Raw genomic sequence first — 17,665 nt, 5'->3', positions numbered from 1 at the left:
ATCCCTCGTCGAATGTTCGTGATCGCCGGCCCATAGCCGACGAGGAGATCAAATGCGGGGAAAACGTAACCCGTCGCCGTCTCTTATTCAACCGTTAGTTTTTCCGCAAACATGCCCGCGCCGGCGAAAAACGTTGCTGCAGGATCGTTTCGGGGCGCCGTGGCCCGGCAGAGGTTCCGAGCGGGTGTCGAGGGCCGATGAAGTGGGTACCTTGGGAGGCTGATGGACAACGTTCAGGACGGCCACCAGGTGGTCGAGCATCCGACCGCCGAGGACTTCGGTCATGCCAGAACGCTGCCGACCGACCGGGACTGGTTCAAGAGGGCGGTGTTCTACGAGGTTCTGGTCCGTGCGTTCTATGACTCCAACGCCGACGGCGTGGGCGATCTGCAGGGCCTGACCCAACAGCTCGACTACCTGAAGTGGCTGGGCGTGGACTGCCTCTGGCTGCCGCCGTTCTACGATTCGCCGCTGCGCGACGGCGGCTATGACATCCGGGACTTCTACAAGGTCCTGCCCGAGTTCGGCACCGTGGACGACTTCGTCACGCTGCTCGACGGCGCCCACCGCAGGGGCATTCGCGTCATCACCGACCTGGTGATGAACCACACCTCCGATTCCCACGCGTGGTTCCAGGAGTCGCGGCACAACCCCGACGGTCCGTACGGCGACTTCTATGTCTGGAGCGACAGCAGCGACAAGTACGCCGACGCACGCATCATCTTCGTCGACACCGAGGAGTCGAACTGGACGTTCGACCCGGTGCGCCGGCAGTTCTACTGGCACCGGTTCTTCTCGCACCAGCCCGATCTGAACTACGACAACCCGGCCGTGCAGGAAGCGATGATCGACGTCCTGCGGTTCTGGCTGGATCTGGGCATCGACGGCTTCCGGCTCGACGCGGTGCCCTACCTGTTCGAGCGGGAGGGCACCAATTGCGAGAACCTGCCCGAGACCCACGCCTTCCTCAAACGCTGCCGCAAGGTGGTCGACGACGAGTTCCCCGGCCGGGTGCTGCTGGCCGAGGCCAATCAGTGGCCGGCCGACGTGGTGGAGTACTTCGGCGATCCGGACACCGGCGGCGACGAGTGCCACATGGCCTTCCACTTCCCGCTGATGCCGCGGATCTTCATGGCGGTGCGCCGGGAGTCGCGGTTCCCGATCTCGGAGATCCTGGCGCAGACGCCGGCGATCCCGGACATGGCGCACTGGGCGATCTTCCTGCGCAACCACGACGAGCTGACCCTGGAGATGGTCACCGACGACGAGCGTGACTACATGTACGCCGAGTACGCCAAGGATCCACGGATGAAGGCCAACGTCGGCATCCGGCGCCGGCTGGCCCCGCTCCTGGAGAACGACCGCAACCAGATCGAACTGTTCACCGCGCTGCTGCTGTCCCTGCCCGGGTCCCCGATGTTGTACTACGGAGACGAGATCGGGATGGGCGACATCATCTGGCTCGGCGATCGCGACAGTGTGCGCACGCCGATGCAATGGACGCCGGACCGCAACACCGGATTCTCCACGGCCAACCCGGGGCGGCTGTACCTGCCGCCGAACCAGGACGCGGTCTACGGGTACCAGTCGGTCAATGTCGAGGCCCAGCGGGACAGCTCGACGTCACTGCTGAACTGGACCCGAAGCATGCTGGCCATGCGGGGCCGCCACGAGGCATTCGCGGTCGGGGAGTTCCGCGAGCTCGGCGGTTCCAATCCGTCGGTGCTGGCGTATGTGCGGCAGATCGACGGGTCCGGGGATGCAGTGCTGTGCGTCAACAACCTGTCCAGGTTCCCGCAGCCCATCGAACTGAATCTGCAGGAGTGGAACGGGTATACACCTATCGAGATGTCCGGCTACGTGGAATTCCCCAGCATCGGCCAGCTGCCGTACCTGCTGACCCTGCCGGGGCACGGGTTCTACTGGTTCCAGCTCCGCGAGCCCGAGCATGACCCTGGAGCACAGCAATGAGTGTCGAATTCGGAGACTGGCTCGGCCAGCAACGGTGGTATGCCGGCCGCGGCCGCGAGTTGGTCTCCGCCGCACCGGGTTTGGTGGTCGAGCTCGGGCCCGACCTCGAACTCACGTTGCTGAAGGTGTCCTATGCCGACGGCGGCACCGAGCGGTACCAGGTGCTGGTGAAGTGGGATGCCGAACCGATGGAGGAATACAGCTCGGTGGCCACGATCGGTGGTGCCGACGGGCGGACCGCCTATGACGCCCTCTATGACCAGGACGCGGCGCAGCATCTGCTGCAGCTGATCGACCGTTCGGCCACGGTGGACGGGCTCAGGTGCGGCAAGGAGCCGGGGGCGATCCTGCCGCTGGATGCCCCGCCCCGGGTGTCGGCGGCCGAACAGAGCAACACCAGCGTGGTGTTCGGGCAGGATGCCGTGCTGAAGGTGTTCCGCCGGATCACCCCGGGCGTCAACCCCGACATCGAACTCAACCGGGTACTGGCGAGGGCGGGCAACCCGCACGTGGCGACACTGCTCGGATCGATGGATATCGACTGGAACGGTGAGACTTTCGCGCTGGGGATGGTGACTGAATTCGCCGACAACTCCGCTGAGGGTTGGGATATGGCCACCGCGAGCACCCGGGATCTGTTCGCCGAGGGGGACCTGTATGCCGACGAGGTGGGTGGTGACTTCGCGGCCGAGTCCTACCGCCTGGGCGAGGCGGTCGCCTCCGTGCACGCCTGCCTGGCGGAGCAACTCGGCACCGAGTCGGTGCCGTTCCCGGCAGACCTCATGTCTGCCCGCCTGGCGTCCGCCGCGGAGGCGGTACCCGCACTGCGCCAGCATGTTTCATTGATCGAAGACCGCTACCGCAAGCTGGCCGACGAGCACGTGAGCGTGCAGCGGATCCACGGCGATCTGCATCTGGGCCAGGTGTTGCGGACCCCGGAGCGCTGGCTGCTGATCGACTTCGAAGGGGAGCCCGGCCAGCCGCTGCAGCTGCGCCGCAGCCCGGATTCCCCGATGCGCGACGTCGCGGGCATGGTGCGGTCGTTCGAATACGCGGCGTATGCGCGGCTGGTGGAGTTGGCCGCCGACGATGACCGGGCCCGGCAGGTGGCTGCCAGGGCGCGGGAATGGGCCGACCGCAACAGTGCGGCGTTCTGTGACGGGTATGCCGCGGTGGCCGGCGCCGATCCGCGCGAGCATGCCGCCCTGTTGGCGGCCTATGAACTGGACAAGGCGGTGTACGAGGCGGCCTATGAGGCCCGGTACCGGCCGAGTTGGTTGCCCATCCCGCTGGGGTCGGTGGCGCGCCTGCTCAGCTAGTCACCTATCTTCATTAGTATGCCTAATCAGCCCACGCGCCGATCGGCGTCCGGTGGGCTGCTGATCGCGGTGCTCGCGGCCGCGGGCATCAGCGTCTCGCTCATGCAGACCCTGATGATCCCGCTCATCCCGCAATTGCCCGCGCTGCTCGACACCAGCCCGGCCAACGCGTCGTGGGCGATCACCGCGACCCTGCTGACCGGTGCCGTCGCCACGCCCGTGCTGGGCCGGCTCGGAGACATGTACGGCCCCAAACGGATCCTGGTGCTGTGCACCGCAATGCTGTTCGCCGGATCGGTCATCGCAGCCACCACCACGTCGCTCATCCCGTTGGTCATCGGGCGCGGCCTGCAGGGATTCGGCGCCCCGGTGATCCCGCTGGGCATCAGCGTGCTGCGCTCCGCCCTGCCCGCCGAGCGGGTGGCCTCGGCGATGGGTCTGATGAGCGCGTCGCTGGGCGTGGGCGGTGCGATGGGTCTGCCGCTGTCGGCGGTGATCGCCGAACACTTCAATTGGCATGCCCTGTTCTGGTGTTCGGCCTTTCTCGGCCTGGCCTCCGGAGTCCTGTTCGTCCTGCTGGTGCCCGACCTGGAGCCGGTGTCGTCGGATCACCGCTTCGATCCGATCGGTGCGCTGGCGCTGGGGGCCGGTCTGGTGATGCTGTTGCTGCCGATCTCCAAGGGCGGGATGTGGGGCTGGGGCAGTGTCACGACGCTGGGCCTGTTCGCGGCCGCGGCGGTGACGTTCGGGGTGTTCACCTGGTGGCAGTACCGCGCGCCGTCGCCGATCGTGGACATGCGGACCACGCTGAAACGCCCGGTGCTGCTGACGAATCTGTCGTCCATCGCGGTGGGCTTCGGCATGTTCGCGTTGTCGCTCGTCGGGCCTCAGCTGCTGGAGATGCCCCGGGAAACAGGATTCGGGTTGGGGCAGAGCATGATCGCCACCGGTCTGTGGATGGCGCCCGGCGGCCTGGCGATGATGGCGGCCGCACCCGTGGCCGCCCGGGTCGTGGCCGCGCGCGGACCGAAGATCGTGTTGGTGATCGGCAGCGCGATCATCGCCGCGGGCTACCTGGCCGGCACCGTCCTGCTCGGCACCCCGGTCGGGGTGATGGTGCTCGGCCTGATCGTCAGCTTCGGTGTCGGGTTCGCCTTCGCGGCCCTGCCCGCCCTGATCAATGCCGCGGTGCCCGTGTCGGAAACCGCGTCGGCCAACAGCATCAACTCACTGGCCCGCTCGCTGGGCACGTCGACGTCGAGTGCGGTGATGACCGCCGTGCTGGCCCAGATGACCGTCACGGTCGCCGGGCACGCGCTGCCGTCGTTGGGTGGATTCCGCGTCGCCCTGTTGATCGCCGCGGTCGCCGCGGCCGGTGCCGCCCTCATCGCCATGGCGATACCGAAGGGGCCCCGACCGGGTGAACCGGCAGGGGCCCCATCAGAACTGGCTTCAGAGGGTGGCGATCTCGTAGCTGTCGAGTTGACCCACCAGCGTCCGTAGCTGATCGGCCGACGAGCCCAGGGTGTGCTCGATCGCGGTCAGGCGGGCGGCGTAGTGGCCCACGGGGTACTCGGCGGTGACACCGATACCGCCGTGCAGCTGGATCGACTCCTGCGCGATGTGCCGGCCCGACCGCCCGATCTGCAGTTTGGCGCGTGCCGCGATCACCGGGTCGAGCTCACCATCGGCGATGGACATCGCCGCGTAGGTGCCCATGCTGCGGGCCAGCTCCAGCGACATGTACATGTCGGCAGCGCGCTGGGTCAGGGTCTGGAACTTGCTCAGCGTGACCCCGAACTGCTTGCGCTGCTTGAGGTAATCGGTGGTCAGGCGCAGCGACTCGTCCATCACGCCGACTGCCTCGGCGCACAGGCCCGCCGAGATCCGAACCAGTGCGTTGGTGATCGCGACGCCGGCATCGGCGGCCTCGCCGAGGGGCTCGGCGGGTGTGGAGTCCAGGGTGACCTGGGCGCCGCGCTGACCGTCGAAGGTGCGGTAGCCCTGACGCGTCACATTGGCGCCCTCGACCAGGAACAGTCCGGTGCCGCCGTCGGGCAGGGCCGCACTGACGATCAGCGTGTCGGCGACGTCGCCGGCCAGCACCGGGTTCTTGGTGCCGGACAGGGTCCACCCGTCGCCGCTGCGCGTCGCGGTGGTCGTCACACCGGCCGATCCGCGCACACCCGGTTCGGAGTGAGCGAAGGCCAGAATCCGCTGGCCGGAAGCGACTTCGTCGAGAAGGGCGCGCTGGGCGTCGGTGCCGGCCTCGGCGATGATCGCGCCGGGGCCGATCGCGCCGTGCAGTACCGGCTCGGGTGCCAGCCGGCGCCCGAGCTCGTTGAGCACCACCATGATCTCGATCTGGCCGCCGGAGTCCTCATCGAAACCCAGGCCCAGAACGCCGACCTCGGCGAGCTGTCCCCAGATCTGGCGGTCGTACCCGGGCTCGGACTCCACCACCTTGTTCCGCTTCTCGGTGTCGTAGCCCGACAACAGGTCGCGGGTGGTATCGGCCAGCAGGGTCTGTTCGTCAGTCAGCTGAAAGTCCATGGCTCAACTCACAATCCGAGAATGGTGGACGAGATGATGGTGCGCTGCACCTCGTTGCTACCGCCGTAGATCGAGGTCTTGCGGTAGTTGAGGTAGTGCGGGGCGGCGTTCTGGGCCCATTCGGGTGAGGCGATATCGCCGGCCTCATACGGCAGCGCGTCGGCGCCTGCGACCTCGACCAGCAGTTCGGTGGCGGTCTGCTGCAGCTGGCTGCCGCGCAGCTTCAGCACCGACGAGGCCGGGCTCGGCTTGCCGTCGGCAGAATCGGAGGTCACCCGCATCTGGGTGAGTTCCAGTGCCAGCACGTCGTTTTCGGCCTCGGCCAGCCGTGCGGCGAACAGCGGATCGGCCAGCAGGCCGTTGGCCGCGGCGCGTTCCTTGACCTCGGCGAGACGCACCTTGGTCCGGGCCACCTGGGCGATGCCGGTGCGCTCGTTGCCGAGCAGGAACTTGGCGTAGGTCCAGCCCTGGTTCTCCTCGCCGACGAGCTGGTCGGCGGGCACCCGGACGTCCTCGAAGAACACCTCGTTGACCTCGTAGCTGCCGTCGATCAGCTTGATCGGGCGCAGCGTGACACCGGGGGTGTCCATCTCGAACAGCAGGAATGAGATGCCGGCCTGCTTCTTGGGGGCCTGCGGATCGGTTCGGACCAGGCAGAAGATCCAGTCGGCGTGCTGCCCCAGCGTGGTCCAGGTCTTCTGGCCGTTGACCACGTAGCTGTCGCCGTCACGCACCGCGGTGGTGCGCAGCGAAGCCAGATCGGAACCGGCCTCGGGCTCGGAGAAGCCCTGGCACCACCAGATGTCCAGCGCCGCGGTCGGCGGCAGGAAGCGCTCCTTGACCGCCTGCGACCCGAACTCGGCGATCACCGGTCCGACCATCCGGGCGTTGAAGGTCAGCGGCTCGGGGACGCTGGCCAGCTGCATCTCGTCGAGCCAGATCTGGTGCTGGTTGGGGGTCCAGTCCTTGCCGCCCCACTCGACGGGCCAGTTGGGCACCGCAAGTCCGTGTTCATGGAGGATTTTGTGCGCCGTGACGATGCCCTCTTTGCCGATGGGCAACCCGAGCCGATTTCGTTCGCGAATCTCGGCGGGAATCTTCGTCGTGTAGAAGGTGCGCAGCTCATCGCGGAAAGCTGCTTCCTCCGGTGTGAGCGCCAGTTGCATGACCGTCTCCCTGTCGGTGGATCTGTCTGCACACTAAACCACCCGGTTGGTCGGGCGTATCGGGGCTGCTCCTAGCGAACCAGCCGGCGCAACAACGACGAGGCGACGGCCACGCCGACCACGGCGGCCGCGACCAACACACCGACGTCCAGCGCCCAATTGCTCGGAGTCCCGATCAACAACCCGCGCAACGCATTGACCTCATAACTGAGCGGGTTGACTGCGGACAGCCAGCGCAGCCAGGTCGGCATGATCTCGACGGGATAGAGCGCATTGGACGCGAAGAACAACGGCATGGTGATGGCCTGGCCGATTCCCATCAGCCGGTCCCGTTTGCGCACCAGCCCGGCCAGCGTCATCGACAGGCAGGCAAAAAACGCCGCACCCAGCGCCACCACGGCCATCGCGGCCAGGATGCGCAGCGGATTGACCGTCATCGCGATCCCCATCAGGTATGCCAGGAGCACGACGCCGAGGACCTGCACCACCGAGCGCACCCCGGCCGCGAACGCCTTGCCCGCCACCAGCGCCGACGCCGGAGCCGGGGTCACCATCAGCTTGGCCAGGATGCCGGCGTCGCGGTCCCAGATGATCTGGATGCCGTAGAAGATTGAGATGAACAGGGCCGACTGGGCGATGATGCCGGGCGCCAGAAAGGCCAGGTAAGGCACACCGCCGGTGTCGACCAGGTGCAACCGGCTGAACGTCTGGCCGAAGATCAACAGCCACAGCGCGGGCTGCACCATGCGGGTGAACAGCTCGGTCCGGTCGTGGCGCAGTTTCTGCAGTTCGACCAGGGCGAAGGCCGACATCCGCCGGGCCATGGCGCGGACCCGGGCCATTCCGCGCGGGGCCATGACCAGAACATCAGCTGACACGACGGGCCGTCCTGCGGGTCGCGCGCACCTCGCGCATGCCAGCGGGCCGTTGCCCGGCGTCGGTCAGGTCGGAACCGGCGTAATGGCGGAAGACGTCCTCCAGCGTGGCGTCCGCAGATGCGGTCGCCTTCAATACCCTGGCCTTCAGGTCGGCGGGCGTCCCGAGCGCCTGCAACCGGCCGTGGTGCATCAGGGCCACCCGGTCGCACAGCGCGTCGGCCTCACCCATGTAGTGCGTGGTGAGCAGCACGGTCATCCCGAACTCGGCCTGCATCCGGCCGACCTGGGTCCAGACGCTGTCGCGGGCGATGGGGTCCAGCCCGACCGTGGGCTCGTCGAGGATCAGCAGCAGTGGACGATTGACCAGTGCCTGGGCCAGCTCGAGGCGGCGCACCATGCCCCCGGAGTAGGTGCCGGCCACGGCGTCGGCGACGTCGAGCAGTTGCATCGATTCCAGCGCCTGGTTCACCCGATCTCTGCGTTCGGCGCGCGGCACGTCGTACAGGCGCGCGAACAACTCGACGTTCTGTCGGCCGGTCAGGGCGGCCTCGATCGAGAGTTGTTGTGGGACATAGCCGATGTTGTGCCGGATGTCCATGGTGTGCCGGCCGGTGTCGAGGCCGAAGATCCGCACCTCGCCCTGCTGCACCGGCGTCAGGGTGGTCAGCACCCGTACCGCGGTGGTCTTGCCGGCGCCGTTCGGGCCGAGCAGGCCCAGGGTCTCACCGCGATGGACTTGCAGGGTCAGATCGTCGACCGCGGTGAACGTGCCGTAGTGGTGGGTCAGGTGTCTGCAGTCGATGGCCGGGGTCTGCTCGGTCATGCTTCCCCCATTTCGTCCTCGTGGAGCAGCCGGGTCAGTTCGGTCATCACATCCAATCCGTTTGCCAGATCCGTGATCTGGCGGTCGTCGAGCTGTGTCAGCGCGGCCGCCAGCGCGGCCCGGCGGGCGGCCCGCGAGTCGTCGGCGATCGCCTGCGCGGGCGGGGTGAGCCGCAGGCGGACCACCCGGCGATCCGCGTCGTCGGTGGTCCGGGTCAGCAGTCCGTCGGCGACCAGACGTGACACAAGCGTGGACGCGGTGTTGGGCACCAGGCTTAGCTCGACGGCCGATTCCCGCACCGAGATGTCCGGCCTGCGCCCGACCAGGCGTAACAGTTCGCCCTGCGACTGGGTCAATCCGGTGGCGTCGAACCCGCCGCCGGTGGACCGGCGCAGCTGTCTGCGGAACCGGCCGACGACCGTGAAGAGCTCGCTGACGAGATCACGCTGGTCCTGCATGCTTCCGACAATACCTCTGTGACAGAGGTATTGCAGGAGAGTGACGGCCCCACGCGCGCTGAATGAATCAACGTGGTTGAGGTTGGAGGTACGGCGGCAAAGCCGTTCAGATGCCGCAGCCGTGGCCGCAGGGTAGTTGCCGCCGCTCTTCGGCTCGTACCCCCCAGCCCGCCCGGCCGGGGACATCGAAAAAAGCGCTCAATGTCTACTTAGGCGGCCACGGCTGCTACATGCTCAAGGTACCAGACTTCCTGGTTAGGGCAGGGACATCCGACCGATGAGCAACTCTTTGAATTGACGCTCAATCTGATTCTGATTGCAGCACCAGGACGGCGCGGGCGTCCACATTCACCGCGTCACCGGCAGCTGCCGCACCGCGTGTGGAGTTTGCCGAAGTGCTGATTGCCGGAACCCATCGGGCGCCGAATTGTGCCGGTGGTAAAACAAACTCGATCGGTTCGTAGTGCGCGTTGAAGCACAGCAGGAACGAGTCGTCCACCACGCGCTGGCCTCGGACATCGGGATCGGCGATGCCCTGTCCGTTCAAATACACGGCCACCGACTTGGCGTACCCGGTCTCCCAGTCCTCGGCCGTCATGTCGGAGCCGTCGGGTGCGAACCAGGCGATGTCGGGCGATCCGTCTGTGCCCGCCTCACGTACCGGCCGGCCGTCGAAGAACCTGCGACGCCGGAACACCGGGTGTGCCGCGCGCAGCGCCGATACCGAGCGGGTGAACTCGAGCAGATCGGAATCTGCGGTGGCCCAGTCGATCCAGGAGATGTCATTGTCCTGGCAGTACACGTTGTTGTTGCCGCGCTGCGTGCGTCCCAGCTCATCGCCGTGCGAGAGCATCGGAACGCCTTGGGAGAGCAGCAGAGTGGCCAGGAAGTTGCGCTGCTGGCGGGCGCGCAGCGTGTTGATCGCCGGATCGTCCGATGGACCTTCGGCGCCGCAGTTCCACGACTTGTTGTTGCTCTCCCCGTCGTGGTTGTCCTCGCCGTTGGCCTGATTGTGTTTTTCGTTGTAGGACACCAGGTCACGGAGCGTGAAGCCGTCATGGGCGGTGACGAAGTTGATCGAGGCGAACGGGCGACGGCCGGTCTGCTCATACAGATCGGCCGAGCCGGTCAGCCGATAGGCGAACTCGTCGAGGGTGGCCGGCTCGCCGCGCCAGTAGTCGCGCACGGTGTCGCGGAACTTGCCGTTCCACTCGGTCCACTGCGGCGGGAAGTTGCCCACCTGGTAGCCACCGGGCCCGACGTCCCACGGCTCGGCGATCAGCTTGACCTGGCTCACGATCGGATCCTGTTGCACCAGTTCGAAAAACGCGCTCAGCCGGTCGACGTCGTAGAACTCGCGGGCCAGCGTGGCGGCCAGGTCGAAGCGGAACCCGTCGACATGCATCTCGGTGACCCAGTACCGCAACGAGTCCATGATCAGTTGTAGTGAATGGGGATGGCCGACGTTGAGACTGTTGCCGGTGCCGGTGTAGTCCATGTAGTACTGCAAGTCGTCGTCGACCAGCCGGTAGTAGGCCGCGTTGTCGATACCGCGCATCGACAGCGTCGGCCCCAGGTGGTTGCCCTCGGCTGTGTGGTTGTAGACGACGTCGAGGATCACCTCGATGTCGTTGGCGTGCAGTTCGCGCACCATGGCCTTGAATTCCTGGACGTGACCGCCAGGGGTGCCGGCCGAACTGTAGCGGGGATCGGGTGCCAGGAACCCGATCGTGTTGTAGCCCCAGTAGTTCGACAAGCCCTTCTCGACGAGCGTGGAGTCATCCACGAAATGGTGCACCGGCATCAGCTCGATGGCGTTGACCCGCAGCGCTTTCAGATGGTCGATGATCACCGGGTGGGCGACGCCGGCGTAGGTTCCGCGCAACTGCTCGGGGATGTCCGGGTGGGTCTGGGTCAGTCCCTTGACGTGGGCCTCGTAGATCACGGTGTCGGCGTACTCGTGACTGGGCGGGTGGTCGACGCCCCAGTCGAAGTACGGGTTGATCACCACGGCCTTCGGCATGCCGGCCGCCGAATCGTCGTCGTTGCGGCTGTCCGGATCGGCGAAGTCGTAGGAGAACAGCGGCTGACCCCAGTCGAAGGTACCTTCGATGGCCTTGGCGTACGGGTCCAGCACGAGCTTGTTCGGGTTGCAGCGCTGACCGGACGCCGGGTCGTAGGGGCCGTGCACCCGGTAGCCGTAGCGCTGGCCGGGCTCGATTCCGGGAATGAAACCGTGCCAGACGAATCCGTCGACCTCGGGCAGCGTCACCCGGGTCTCCTGCAGTGCCCCGGATTCGTCCGGATCGAACAGGCACAGCTCGACCCGGTCGGCGACCTCACTGAACAACGCGAAGTTGGTGCCCGAGCCGTCGTAGGTGGCACCGAGCGGGTAGGCCTTGCCCCGCCACGTTTCCAAGGTCACAAATCGACCATACGGCGCTCAGGGGGCTGCGGCCGGGCGAACGGGCGGCGGTACGTTACCAGCTGTGACCACACGCTCTGAGCTGCCGGAGTACCGGACCCTGCGCGTCACAGTCGACAAGTCCGTTGCCATCATCACGTTGGACCGCCCGCAGCAACGCAATGCCTTCGGTGGTGGGATGCGCGAGGAACTGGCCGATGCCTACCTGCGGTGCGACGCCGACGACGCGATCCGGGTGATCGTGCTGACCGGTGCCCCGCCCGCGTTCTGCGCGGGCGCAGACCTGGGCGCGGGGGAGCAGACCTTCACCGAGCCCGGCAAGGAATTCAGCGCCGCGGGCCTGTCCGTGCCGGCGTGGACTCTCGGCAAGCCGGTGATCGCCGCGGTCAACGGACACGCCATCGGCATCGGCCTGACTCTCGCATTGCAGTGCGACATCCGGCTTTTCGCCGCGGGTGCGCGTTACGGCGTGGTGCAGGCCCGGCGCGGCATGGTCGGCGACGCGTACTCGCACTGGATCCTGCCCCGGCTGGTGGGTCTCGCCAACGCCGCGGAGATCCTGTTGACCGGAGCCACATTCGACGGGCACCGCGCCGTCGAACTCGGCCTGGGCAGCCGGGTGCTGCCGGCCGACCAGGTGCTGCCCGCCGCACTGGAACTCGCGCACGACATCGCGGTCAACACCGCGCCGATGTCGGTCGCGGCCAGCAAGCGGCTGCTGTGGGATTCGTATGACCTCGACCGGGCCGGTGTCGGCGCCCGGGAGACCGAGATCCACCTGCGCTTGATGGCGCACGACGATGCACGCGAAGGGGTGCGTGCCTACGTCGAGCGTCGGGAGCCGCGCTGGACAGGCCGGCCCGTCGACCCGACTAGCTGATTTCCACTCCGGCGCTGCGAAGTTCATCGATTGCCGCAGTGGAGCTCTCAGGTGCGACGCCGGCGGTCAGGCCGGTCAGCACGCGCGTGCGCAGCCCGGCCTTGACCGCGTCAGCAGCGGTGGCCGCGACACAGTAGTCGGTGGCGATGCCCACCACGTCCACAGCCTCGACGCCCCGCCGGCGCAGCCAGTCCGCAAGCGTCGTCCCGGAGTCGTCGACGCCCTCGAATCCGCTGTAGGCCGCCGAGTGGTGGCCCTTCTTGAACACCGCCTCGATCGCAGCCGGATCGAATTCGGGATGGAATGCCGCCCCCGGCGTATCGGCCACGCAGTGCCGCGGCCACGACGTCTTGTAGTCGGGGGTGTCGGAGAAATGCCCACCCGGGTCGATGTGGAAGTCCTTGGTGGCCACCACGTGGTCGTACCCGTGATCGGTGGCCAACAGAGCGGTGACGTCGCGCGCCACCGCAGCCCCACCGGCGACCGCCAGCGAGCCGCCTTCACAGAAGTCGCTCTGTACATCGACGACGATGAGTGCCCGAGTCTGCTTGGACATCTGCATGATCCCGACGCTACCCGCCGAACAGCAGGTACAACCCGGTGAAGGTGTAGCCGACCATCACCAGCATCGTCGCGAGCTGGCCGGTGAGCTGGTGTTGTTTCGGCAGCAGGAGCAGTGCCCGGTCGTGTGCCGCGATCACGCCGGCCACGTGACCGGCCAGCACGAATCCGACCTTCAGACTGGCCAAAAGCGTTGGGTGCACGGACAAGAAGTAGCTGACCCGCACATCCTGCAGTCCGAACAGCAGGATCACCGTCTGCTGGCCGCGCTCCACCAGATAGGACAGGTAGTGCGCGAACACGTAGCCGATGACGATGGGGATCAGCGAATGCGCCATCAGCCCGGGCAATTCGCGGCGCAGCCGGCGATCGACCCCGCCGGTGGTGCGGGTGGCGGCCCAGAATGTGACGGCCACCGTGGTGGCGAACACCAGTAGACCCGCGGTGCGGATCAGGCTAGAGCCCAGCGGGGATCCGGCGTGCGCGTCGACGAAGTTGCGCCACTGAGGCATGGCCGAGAAGCTGTCGAACGCCGTGGATCCCAACAGGACCGCCAGCACGGCGACGAGCCCAGGTCGCACCGGCATCGAGGGCAGGTGATCGAACGGATTGCCGAGCACGATCCGACCGTCATGGCGGCGCAACGGCGACAGTCTCGAAGCAACCGTGCTGTACACCTCGAACGGGTCGGCACTTTCCAGCCAGCGCTGCCCGCAGCACAATGCGCCGGCCAGAGTCACCGCCAGGTAGACCAACAGCCAGTTACGAATGGCCGCAACCGATCCCGAGTCCGGGCTGGCCAGTTCCAACCACACGAAGGCGAACAGCCCCGCGGCGGCCGGCCAGTAACCCAGCCGCTCGGGATAGCGCCACGGGGCCGCCTCGGGCAGGAACCGGTACAGCGCGCGGACAGGAGAGATCAGCCGCCACACCGGGCCCAACAACAGCGAGGCAGCGACGAGTCCCACCCACAGCAGGACATAGAAGACACCCGGCAGCGGATTGGCGCCCACCGGCCGGGTGACTGCGGTGTAGGCCACCCACCCGGTGAGGGCGAGTGAGAGCAGGCCCACCACCCAGCGCGTCACGGTGGAGTCGACGGCCGTCGTCACCCAGGACGGCAGTGGCAGGCCCGGCTTGTCCGGATCGAATCTGGGCCGTCGCCAGGCCAGTGCCACCACCGCGAAGGTGAACGTCAGCGTCCACGCCGCGCCGATCAGCGCGTAGGTGTAGGGGATCGGAAGATCGGTCGAACCGCCCAGACCATGAGCCAGTACCGCGGTCGACCGGGGCGTCACTGCTGCACTTGCACGCTGGCGATCGTGCGGTTCAGCTGATGCAACTCGATGTCGACGGTGCCGGGTACATCGACGGTGAACTGGAACTGCTGGCCGTTACGCGGCTCGATCTTGAAGCTGTGCTCGGGATTGGAGTGCACATGCAGCTCATCGGCGGCATCGCTGTTCACCCGCACCACGATGGGCTGGCCGACCTTGCCCTGCAGCGGCTGGTTGGTCGGGGTGACCTCGCCGCCCTTGATGGTGACGTCGATCAGCAGCCGGGTGGGCGCTTGCTGCTGGTTGGTCATGTCCGACGGATTGACCGTGGTGGCCGTGGGAGTGGCCGAACCGGCTGAGCCGTCGGTCTTCTGAGTCTCGTCGGAGCCGCCGCAACCGGCCGTCACCAGGGCGAGGGCGGACGCCAGGACGATGACACTGCTTTTGAGGTTGATCACGGTGAACCATCTTCGCCTGAGGAGTCCACCGATTCATCTCGAGGAGATTCGCTGCCCGCATTCTGCCGGCGGTCCCGCATGGCGACGTACACCACGACGCCCACCACGACGAGTGCCGGAGCGAAGGCCGGCAATGCCAGCAGCAACGTGTGGTCGGCCTGGTACTGGATCAGATACGTCATGGGAGCCCGGCGGGTTCACGTCCCGCGGCCAGCTCCCTGGCATTGATCCGCCCGGCACCCCAGGTCAACCCCGCGATCAGGATCAGCGTGCACACCAGGACCACCAGCGAAGCCACGTTGTACAGCCAGGACGGGTGGTTGAGGTTGCGTTCGCGCTGCAGGATCGTGATCTCCTGCACGAACTCACGGGTGCTCGTCGTCAGTGCCGGCGTCTCGCTGGCACCGATACCCGGATCGGCGGGCAGGAAGATCGGCACGCCGGCCATGGTGGTCCCGTCCTGCACGCGCAGCAGGGTCTTCCATTTTCCGGACACCGGGATGGGCTGCGTCGACCGGTAGTGACCCGGACCGACCTTCTCCAACGGGTTGACCACCAGACCGCGATCGTTGGCCAGACCGCCCTGCCACGCCAGGACCGACACCCACTCCGGGTTGTCGCTGACCAGGCCGGCCGGGGTGATCTGCACGTCCGCCGAGGTCATGCGCTGTCCGTCGTGAGCCGGGAGATCCGTCAAAGTGATGGTGGCGCTGGCATTTTGCGGAACCTCGGTGCGCAGCCCGTTGGCCACCGCACCGCCGATCACCAGCACGGTTGCCACCACGATGGAGATGCCCACCGCGGGCCGGGGGAGCGGCTGACCGGTGAGCACCAGCGCCAGCAGCGCGCCGCACAGGCCCATCGCGACGGCCACCGGGATCGCCATGGCCAGCGCCTCACCCCACATGCTCGTCGGCCACGGGTAGTGATAGACCGCACCGATCCACAACGATTCCAGCCACAGTCCGACGGTCGCCACGCCGAGACCGGCCACCGCGCCAAAAAGGATGGGCCGCTTGACAAGCGGGGTCAGTGCGATGAGTTCGACCACCAGTGCCGGGCCGAGGTAGAGCGCGAACCAGCTCGTCGGTGCACCGAGTACCGGGCCGACGATGAAGGCCACGGCCCCGCGCAGGGCTATCGCGAACCCGGCGGCGATCAAGGCCGCGCCCGGGCCGAGTACCAGCCGCGCCGCGACCGCGGCCAGCGCCGCCGCACCCGCGATCATCATCGGCTGCAGCACCAGCCGGAACTGCTCCACACCGAAGTCGTATTCGATCTGGAACACCGAGAGCCCGATGAACAGGCCGCCGAACGACAGGAAGTAGAGGAACTTGTTGAACTTGCTGTCCTCACCTACGCTGTCCGGGCCCATCGCGACCCGGCCCTCGTGCTCCAGCAGCAGCACGGCGATCAGTGACAACCCCGCACCGCCGATCAGCATCAAATGGGTTGGGCCCCAGAGGGTGACGTCCTGGCCGAAGATGCGGTGCCAGATGTCGTCGAGGGGGAACCCGATGAGGGCGTACAGCCCGCACAGCGCCATCAGGACTCCGCCGACAGGGGCGTACCAGGTGCGCGTGATCCGGATGGCGGCCGGGCCGGGCTTGTCGTAGGGCAGCACGATGGCCATCGAGCCGGCGATGAAAAGCAGGAACAGCCCGATCAGGATGAAGTAGTGCGCGGGGTTGGCCAGCGGTCCGGCGTCACGTCCCTTGCCGATGTGCAGGCTGACGTCCCAGATGAAACCGAACAGAGCGCAGATGATGGTCGCGGTGAACAGGAACACCTGCAACGCGACCCACGGTGGCCGGTGGAACTTGCGGCCCAGCCATTCGGCGAAGTTGTTCAGCCAGGTGATGCGCCGGTTGCGGTGCAGGTACCCGATCCACAGGAGTGCGACGGTGACGATCAGGGCGACCACCGACATGCCGATCACCTGATCGAGCGCGGCGCCACCGCCTTCAGTCCCGGCGGCCGCGGTGATCGTGACATCCGATGAGCCCATCATGACCTCCGGTCAACTGACAGTGCTGTCGGAGACAGATGTTGCCAGAACCGGGCGGCCCCAAACAGGGCTTCCGTCAGGACCAGGGGGTGACGGGACGATCCATGCGCTCACCGTCGACGAACACGTCGACCCGCTCGTCGAAGAAGCAGATGTGGTCGCGGACCTGCACCGCGTCGATCAACGGCTCGTGATAGGACCAGGCCAGATCGGCAGGACCACCGGGCAGTGAATAGTAGGTGGCCCGTCCCTTGTACGCGCAGTACGTGACGGTGTTGCTCACGTCGAGAACAGCGGTCAGATCTGCGCGCGGAAGATAGTGGCGGGTGGGCAGGCCGGTCTCGAATAACAGCATGGGACTGGAGGATTCGGCCAGCACCTGCCCGTCGAGCTCGATGCGGATGTGCCGTCGGCTGCGCCGGATGTCGATCCGGTGGAACGGATCGTGCGGGTGCGCGACGATCGGCTCGTCTTCCTCGCGCCATTCGAAGGTCGCGAAGTCCAGGATCAGGTAGTCGGCCAACTCCGGATCGTCTGGCCGGAACGCCGCGGCGGCGCCGGTTTCGTCACCGGCGATGACGTCGAAAGCCGTCCCCGGACACGTGTGCGCGGTGAACGGCACCGATGGGTCCAGGAACCCGGGGATCTCGTCGTCACCCACATCCCCGCCGGCCGGAACCAGTTGTGCCGTCAGTGCCGAACGCGGCACCGCATACGTCGGGACCACCCGCCGCGGCTCCCAGATCAGGACCGCCTCACCGGTGTCGGCGACCGGCTCGCCGCCCAGACAGATCCGAATTCGTTTGGCAGTGGGCTGGTATCGCAGGGCATCCAGCTTGCTGCCCAGCAGATCCTCCATTTTCACTGCCATCCGGTCATTATCGACTC

Annotated in this window: 16 protein-coding genes; 4 read left to right on the top strand and 12 right to left on the bottom strand. The window is 66.9% G+C overall.

All coding sequences use genetic code 11. From position 1 onward, the window contains the following. Window positions 1–222: 222 nt before the first annotated feature. From treS to ACWEFV_RS20655, 3 genes are read left to right on the top strand one after another with little or no spacing between them, the layout of a single operon-like run. Entirely contained in the window at window positions 223–1,971 is a 1,749-nt protein-coding gene (gene treS, locus ACWEFV_RS20665) for a maltose alpha-D-glucosyltransferase (protein WP_135459514.1), read from the top strand. Continuing rightward, the gene (locus ACWEFV_RS20660) at window positions 1,968–3,290 is read left to right on the top strand and encodes a maltokinase N-terminal cap-like domain-containing protein (RefSeq protein ID WP_135459513.1); all 1,323 of its coding nucleotides are present in this window, start codon (window positions 1,968–1,970) and stop codon (window positions 3,288–3,290) included. Before treS ends, ACWEFV_RS20660 begins: the two co-directional genes overlap by 4 nt. Before the next feature lie 18 nt (window positions 3,291–3,308). Beyond that, window positions 3,309–4,793 carry an MFS transporter gene (locus ACWEFV_RS20655; RefSeq protein ID WP_450071517.1) on the top strand — a complete coding sequence of 495 codons (1,485 nt, stop codon included), beginning with the start codon at window positions 3,309–3,311 and terminating at the stop codon, window positions 4,791–4,793. On the opposite strand, the gene ACWEFV_RS20650 is transcribed toward ACWEFV_RS20655, so the two are convergent. The 6 genes from ACWEFV_RS20650 to glgX all read right to left on the bottom strand — a co-directional run bounded on the left by ACWEFV_RS20650 (window position 4,743) and on the right by glgX (window position 11,587). Next, a complete protein-coding gene (locus ACWEFV_RS20650) occupies window positions 4,743–5,843 on the bottom strand; it encodes an acyl-CoA dehydrogenase family protein (RefSeq protein WP_450071516.1) in 1,101 nt (366 codons plus the stop codon). The genes ACWEFV_RS20655 and ACWEFV_RS20650 overlap by 51 nt on opposite strands. A gap of 8 nt (window positions 5,844–5,851) precedes the next feature. After that, window positions 5,852–7,009: an acyl-CoA dehydrogenase family protein gene (locus ACWEFV_RS20645; protein WP_135459510.1), complete on the bottom strand. Its 1,158-nt coding sequence runs from the start codon at window positions 7,007–7,009 to the stop codon at window positions 5,852–5,854. A gap of 71 nt (window positions 7,010–7,080) precedes the next feature. After that, the gene (locus ACWEFV_RS20640) at window positions 7,081–7,866 is read right to left on the bottom strand and encodes an ABC transporter permease (RefSeq protein WP_450071593.1); all 786 of its coding nucleotides are present in this window, start codon (window positions 7,864–7,866) and stop codon (window positions 7,081–7,083) included. A gap of 10 nt (window positions 7,867–7,876) precedes the next feature. Further along, window positions 7,877–8,710 (bottom strand): ATP-binding cassette domain-containing protein, encoded by an 834-nt coding sequence (locus ACWEFV_RS20635; protein ID WP_450071515.1) that lies wholly within the window; start codon window positions 8,708–8,710, stop codon window positions 7,877–7,879. Then, a complete protein-coding gene (locus tag ACWEFV_RS20630) occupies window positions 8,707–9,168 on the bottom strand; it encodes a MarR family winged helix-turn-helix transcriptional regulator (protein ID WP_450071514.1) in 462 nt (153 codons plus the stop codon). Before ACWEFV_RS20630 ends, ACWEFV_RS20635 begins: the two co-directional genes overlap by 4 nt. 301 nt (window positions 9,169–9,469) lie before the next feature. Further along, entirely contained in the window at window positions 9,470–11,587 is a 2,118-nt protein-coding gene (gene glgX / locus ACWEFV_RS20625; RefSeq protein ID WP_450071592.1) for a glycogen debranching protein GlgX, read from the bottom strand. Window positions 11,588–11,657: 70 nt separating this feature from the next. Between glgX and ACWEFV_RS20620 the strand changes: the two genes are divergently transcribed. Continuing rightward, window positions 11,658–12,473 (top strand): enoyl-CoA hydratase/isomerase family protein, encoded by an 816-nt coding sequence (locus ACWEFV_RS20620; RefSeq protein WP_450071513.1) that lies wholly within the window; start codon window positions 11,658–11,660, stop codon window positions 12,471–12,473. On the opposite strand, the gene ACWEFV_RS20615 is transcribed toward ACWEFV_RS20620, so the two are convergent. From ACWEFV_RS20615 to ACWEFV_RS20590, 6 genes are all read right to left on the bottom strand, one after another. Beyond that, window positions 12,466–13,035 carry an isochorismatase family protein gene (locus ACWEFV_RS20615; RefSeq protein ID WP_286175213.1) on the bottom strand — a complete coding sequence of 190 codons (570 nt, stop codon included), beginning with the start codon at window positions 13,033–13,035 and terminating at the stop codon, window positions 12,466–12,468. The genes ACWEFV_RS20620 and ACWEFV_RS20615 overlap by 8 nt on opposite strands. A gap of 10 nt (window positions 13,036–13,045) precedes the next feature. After that, complete coding sequence (locus tag ACWEFV_RS20610) at window positions 13,046–14,332, bottom strand: hypothetical protein (RefSeq protein WP_450071512.1); 1,287 nt, start codon at window positions 14,330–14,332, stop codon at window positions 13,046–13,048. After that, window positions 14,329–14,769 carry a hypothetical protein gene (locus ACWEFV_RS20605; RefSeq protein WP_450071511.1) on the bottom strand — a complete coding sequence of 147 codons (441 nt, stop codon included), beginning with the start codon at window positions 14,767–14,769 and terminating at the stop codon, window positions 14,329–14,331. The genes ACWEFV_RS20610 and ACWEFV_RS20605 overlap by 4 nt, the downstream gene beginning before the upstream one ends. Beyond that, a complete protein-coding gene (locus ACWEFV_RS20600) occupies window positions 14,766–14,951 on the bottom strand; it encodes a hypothetical protein (protein WP_135459504.1) in 186 nt (61 codons plus the stop codon). Before ACWEFV_RS20600 ends, ACWEFV_RS20605 begins: the two co-directional genes overlap by 4 nt. Continuing rightward, window positions 14,948–16,777, bottom strand: a complete 1,830-nt coding sequence (locus ACWEFV_RS20595) for a hypothetical protein (RefSeq protein ID WP_450071510.1) — start codon at window positions 16,775–16,777, stop codon at window positions 14,948–14,950. Before ACWEFV_RS20595 ends, ACWEFV_RS20600 begins: the two co-directional genes overlap by 4 nt. A gap of 76 nt (window positions 16,778–16,853) precedes the next feature. Next, entirely contained in the window at window positions 16,854–17,648 is a 795-nt protein-coding gene (locus ACWEFV_RS20590) for a DUF427 domain-containing protein (RefSeq protein WP_450071509.1), read from the bottom strand. Between the last annotated feature and the right edge of the window lie 17 nt (window positions 17,649–17,665).

The sequence above is a fragment of the Mycobacterium sp. NPDC004974 genome, assembly GCF_053600815.1.
This window is presented reverse-complemented; position numbering and strand designations above follow the sequence as displayed.

Excerpts from the sequence above, each read along its gene's own strand:
- treS (WP_135459514.1), top strand. The coding sequence starts at position 223 with ATGGACAACGTTCAGGACGGCCACCAGGTGGTCGAGCATCCGACCGCC.
- ACWEFV_RS20660 (WP_135459513.1), top strand. The coding sequence starts at position 1,968 with ATGAGTGTCGAATTCGGAGACTGGCTCGGCCAGCAACGGTGGTATGCC.
- ACWEFV_RS20655 (WP_450071517.1), top strand. The coding sequence starts at position 3,309 with ATGCCTAATCAGCCCACGCGCCGATCGGCGTCCGGTGGGCTGCTGATC.
- ACWEFV_RS20650 (WP_450071516.1), bottom strand. The coding sequence starts at position 5,843 with ATGGACTTTCAGCTGACTGACGAACAGACCCTGCTGGCCGATACCACC.
- ACWEFV_RS20645 (WP_135459510.1), bottom strand. The coding sequence starts at position 7,009 with ATGCAACTGGCGCTCACACCGGAGGAAGCAGCTTTCCGCGATGAGCTG.
- ACWEFV_RS20640 (WP_450071593.1), bottom strand. The coding sequence starts at position 7,866 with ATGGCCCCGCGCGGAATGGCCCGGGTCCGCGCCATGGCCCGGCGGATG.
- ACWEFV_RS20635 (WP_450071515.1), bottom strand. The coding sequence starts at position 8,710 with ATGACCGAGCAGACCCCGGCCATCGACTGCAGACACCTGACCCACCAC.
- ACWEFV_RS20630 (WP_450071514.1), bottom strand. The coding sequence starts at position 9,168 with ATGCAGGACCAGCGTGATCTCGTCAGCGAGCTCTTCACGGTCGTCGGC.
- ACWEFV_RS20615 (WP_286175213.1), bottom strand. The coding sequence starts at position 13,035 with ATGCAGATGTCCAAGCAGACTCGGGCACTCATCGTCGTCGATGTACAG.
- ACWEFV_RS20600 (WP_135459504.1), bottom strand. The coding sequence starts at position 14,951 with ATGACGTATCTGATCCAGTACCAGGCCGACCACACGTTGCTGCTGGCA.
- ACWEFV_RS20595 (WP_450071510.1), bottom strand. The coding sequence starts at position 16,777 with ATGGGCTCATCGGATGTCACGATCACCGCGGCCGCCGGGACTGAAGGC.
- ACWEFV_RS20590 (WP_450071509.1), bottom strand. The coding sequence starts at position 17,648 with ATGGCAGTGAAAATGGAGGATCTGCTGGGCAGCAAGCTGGATGCCCTG.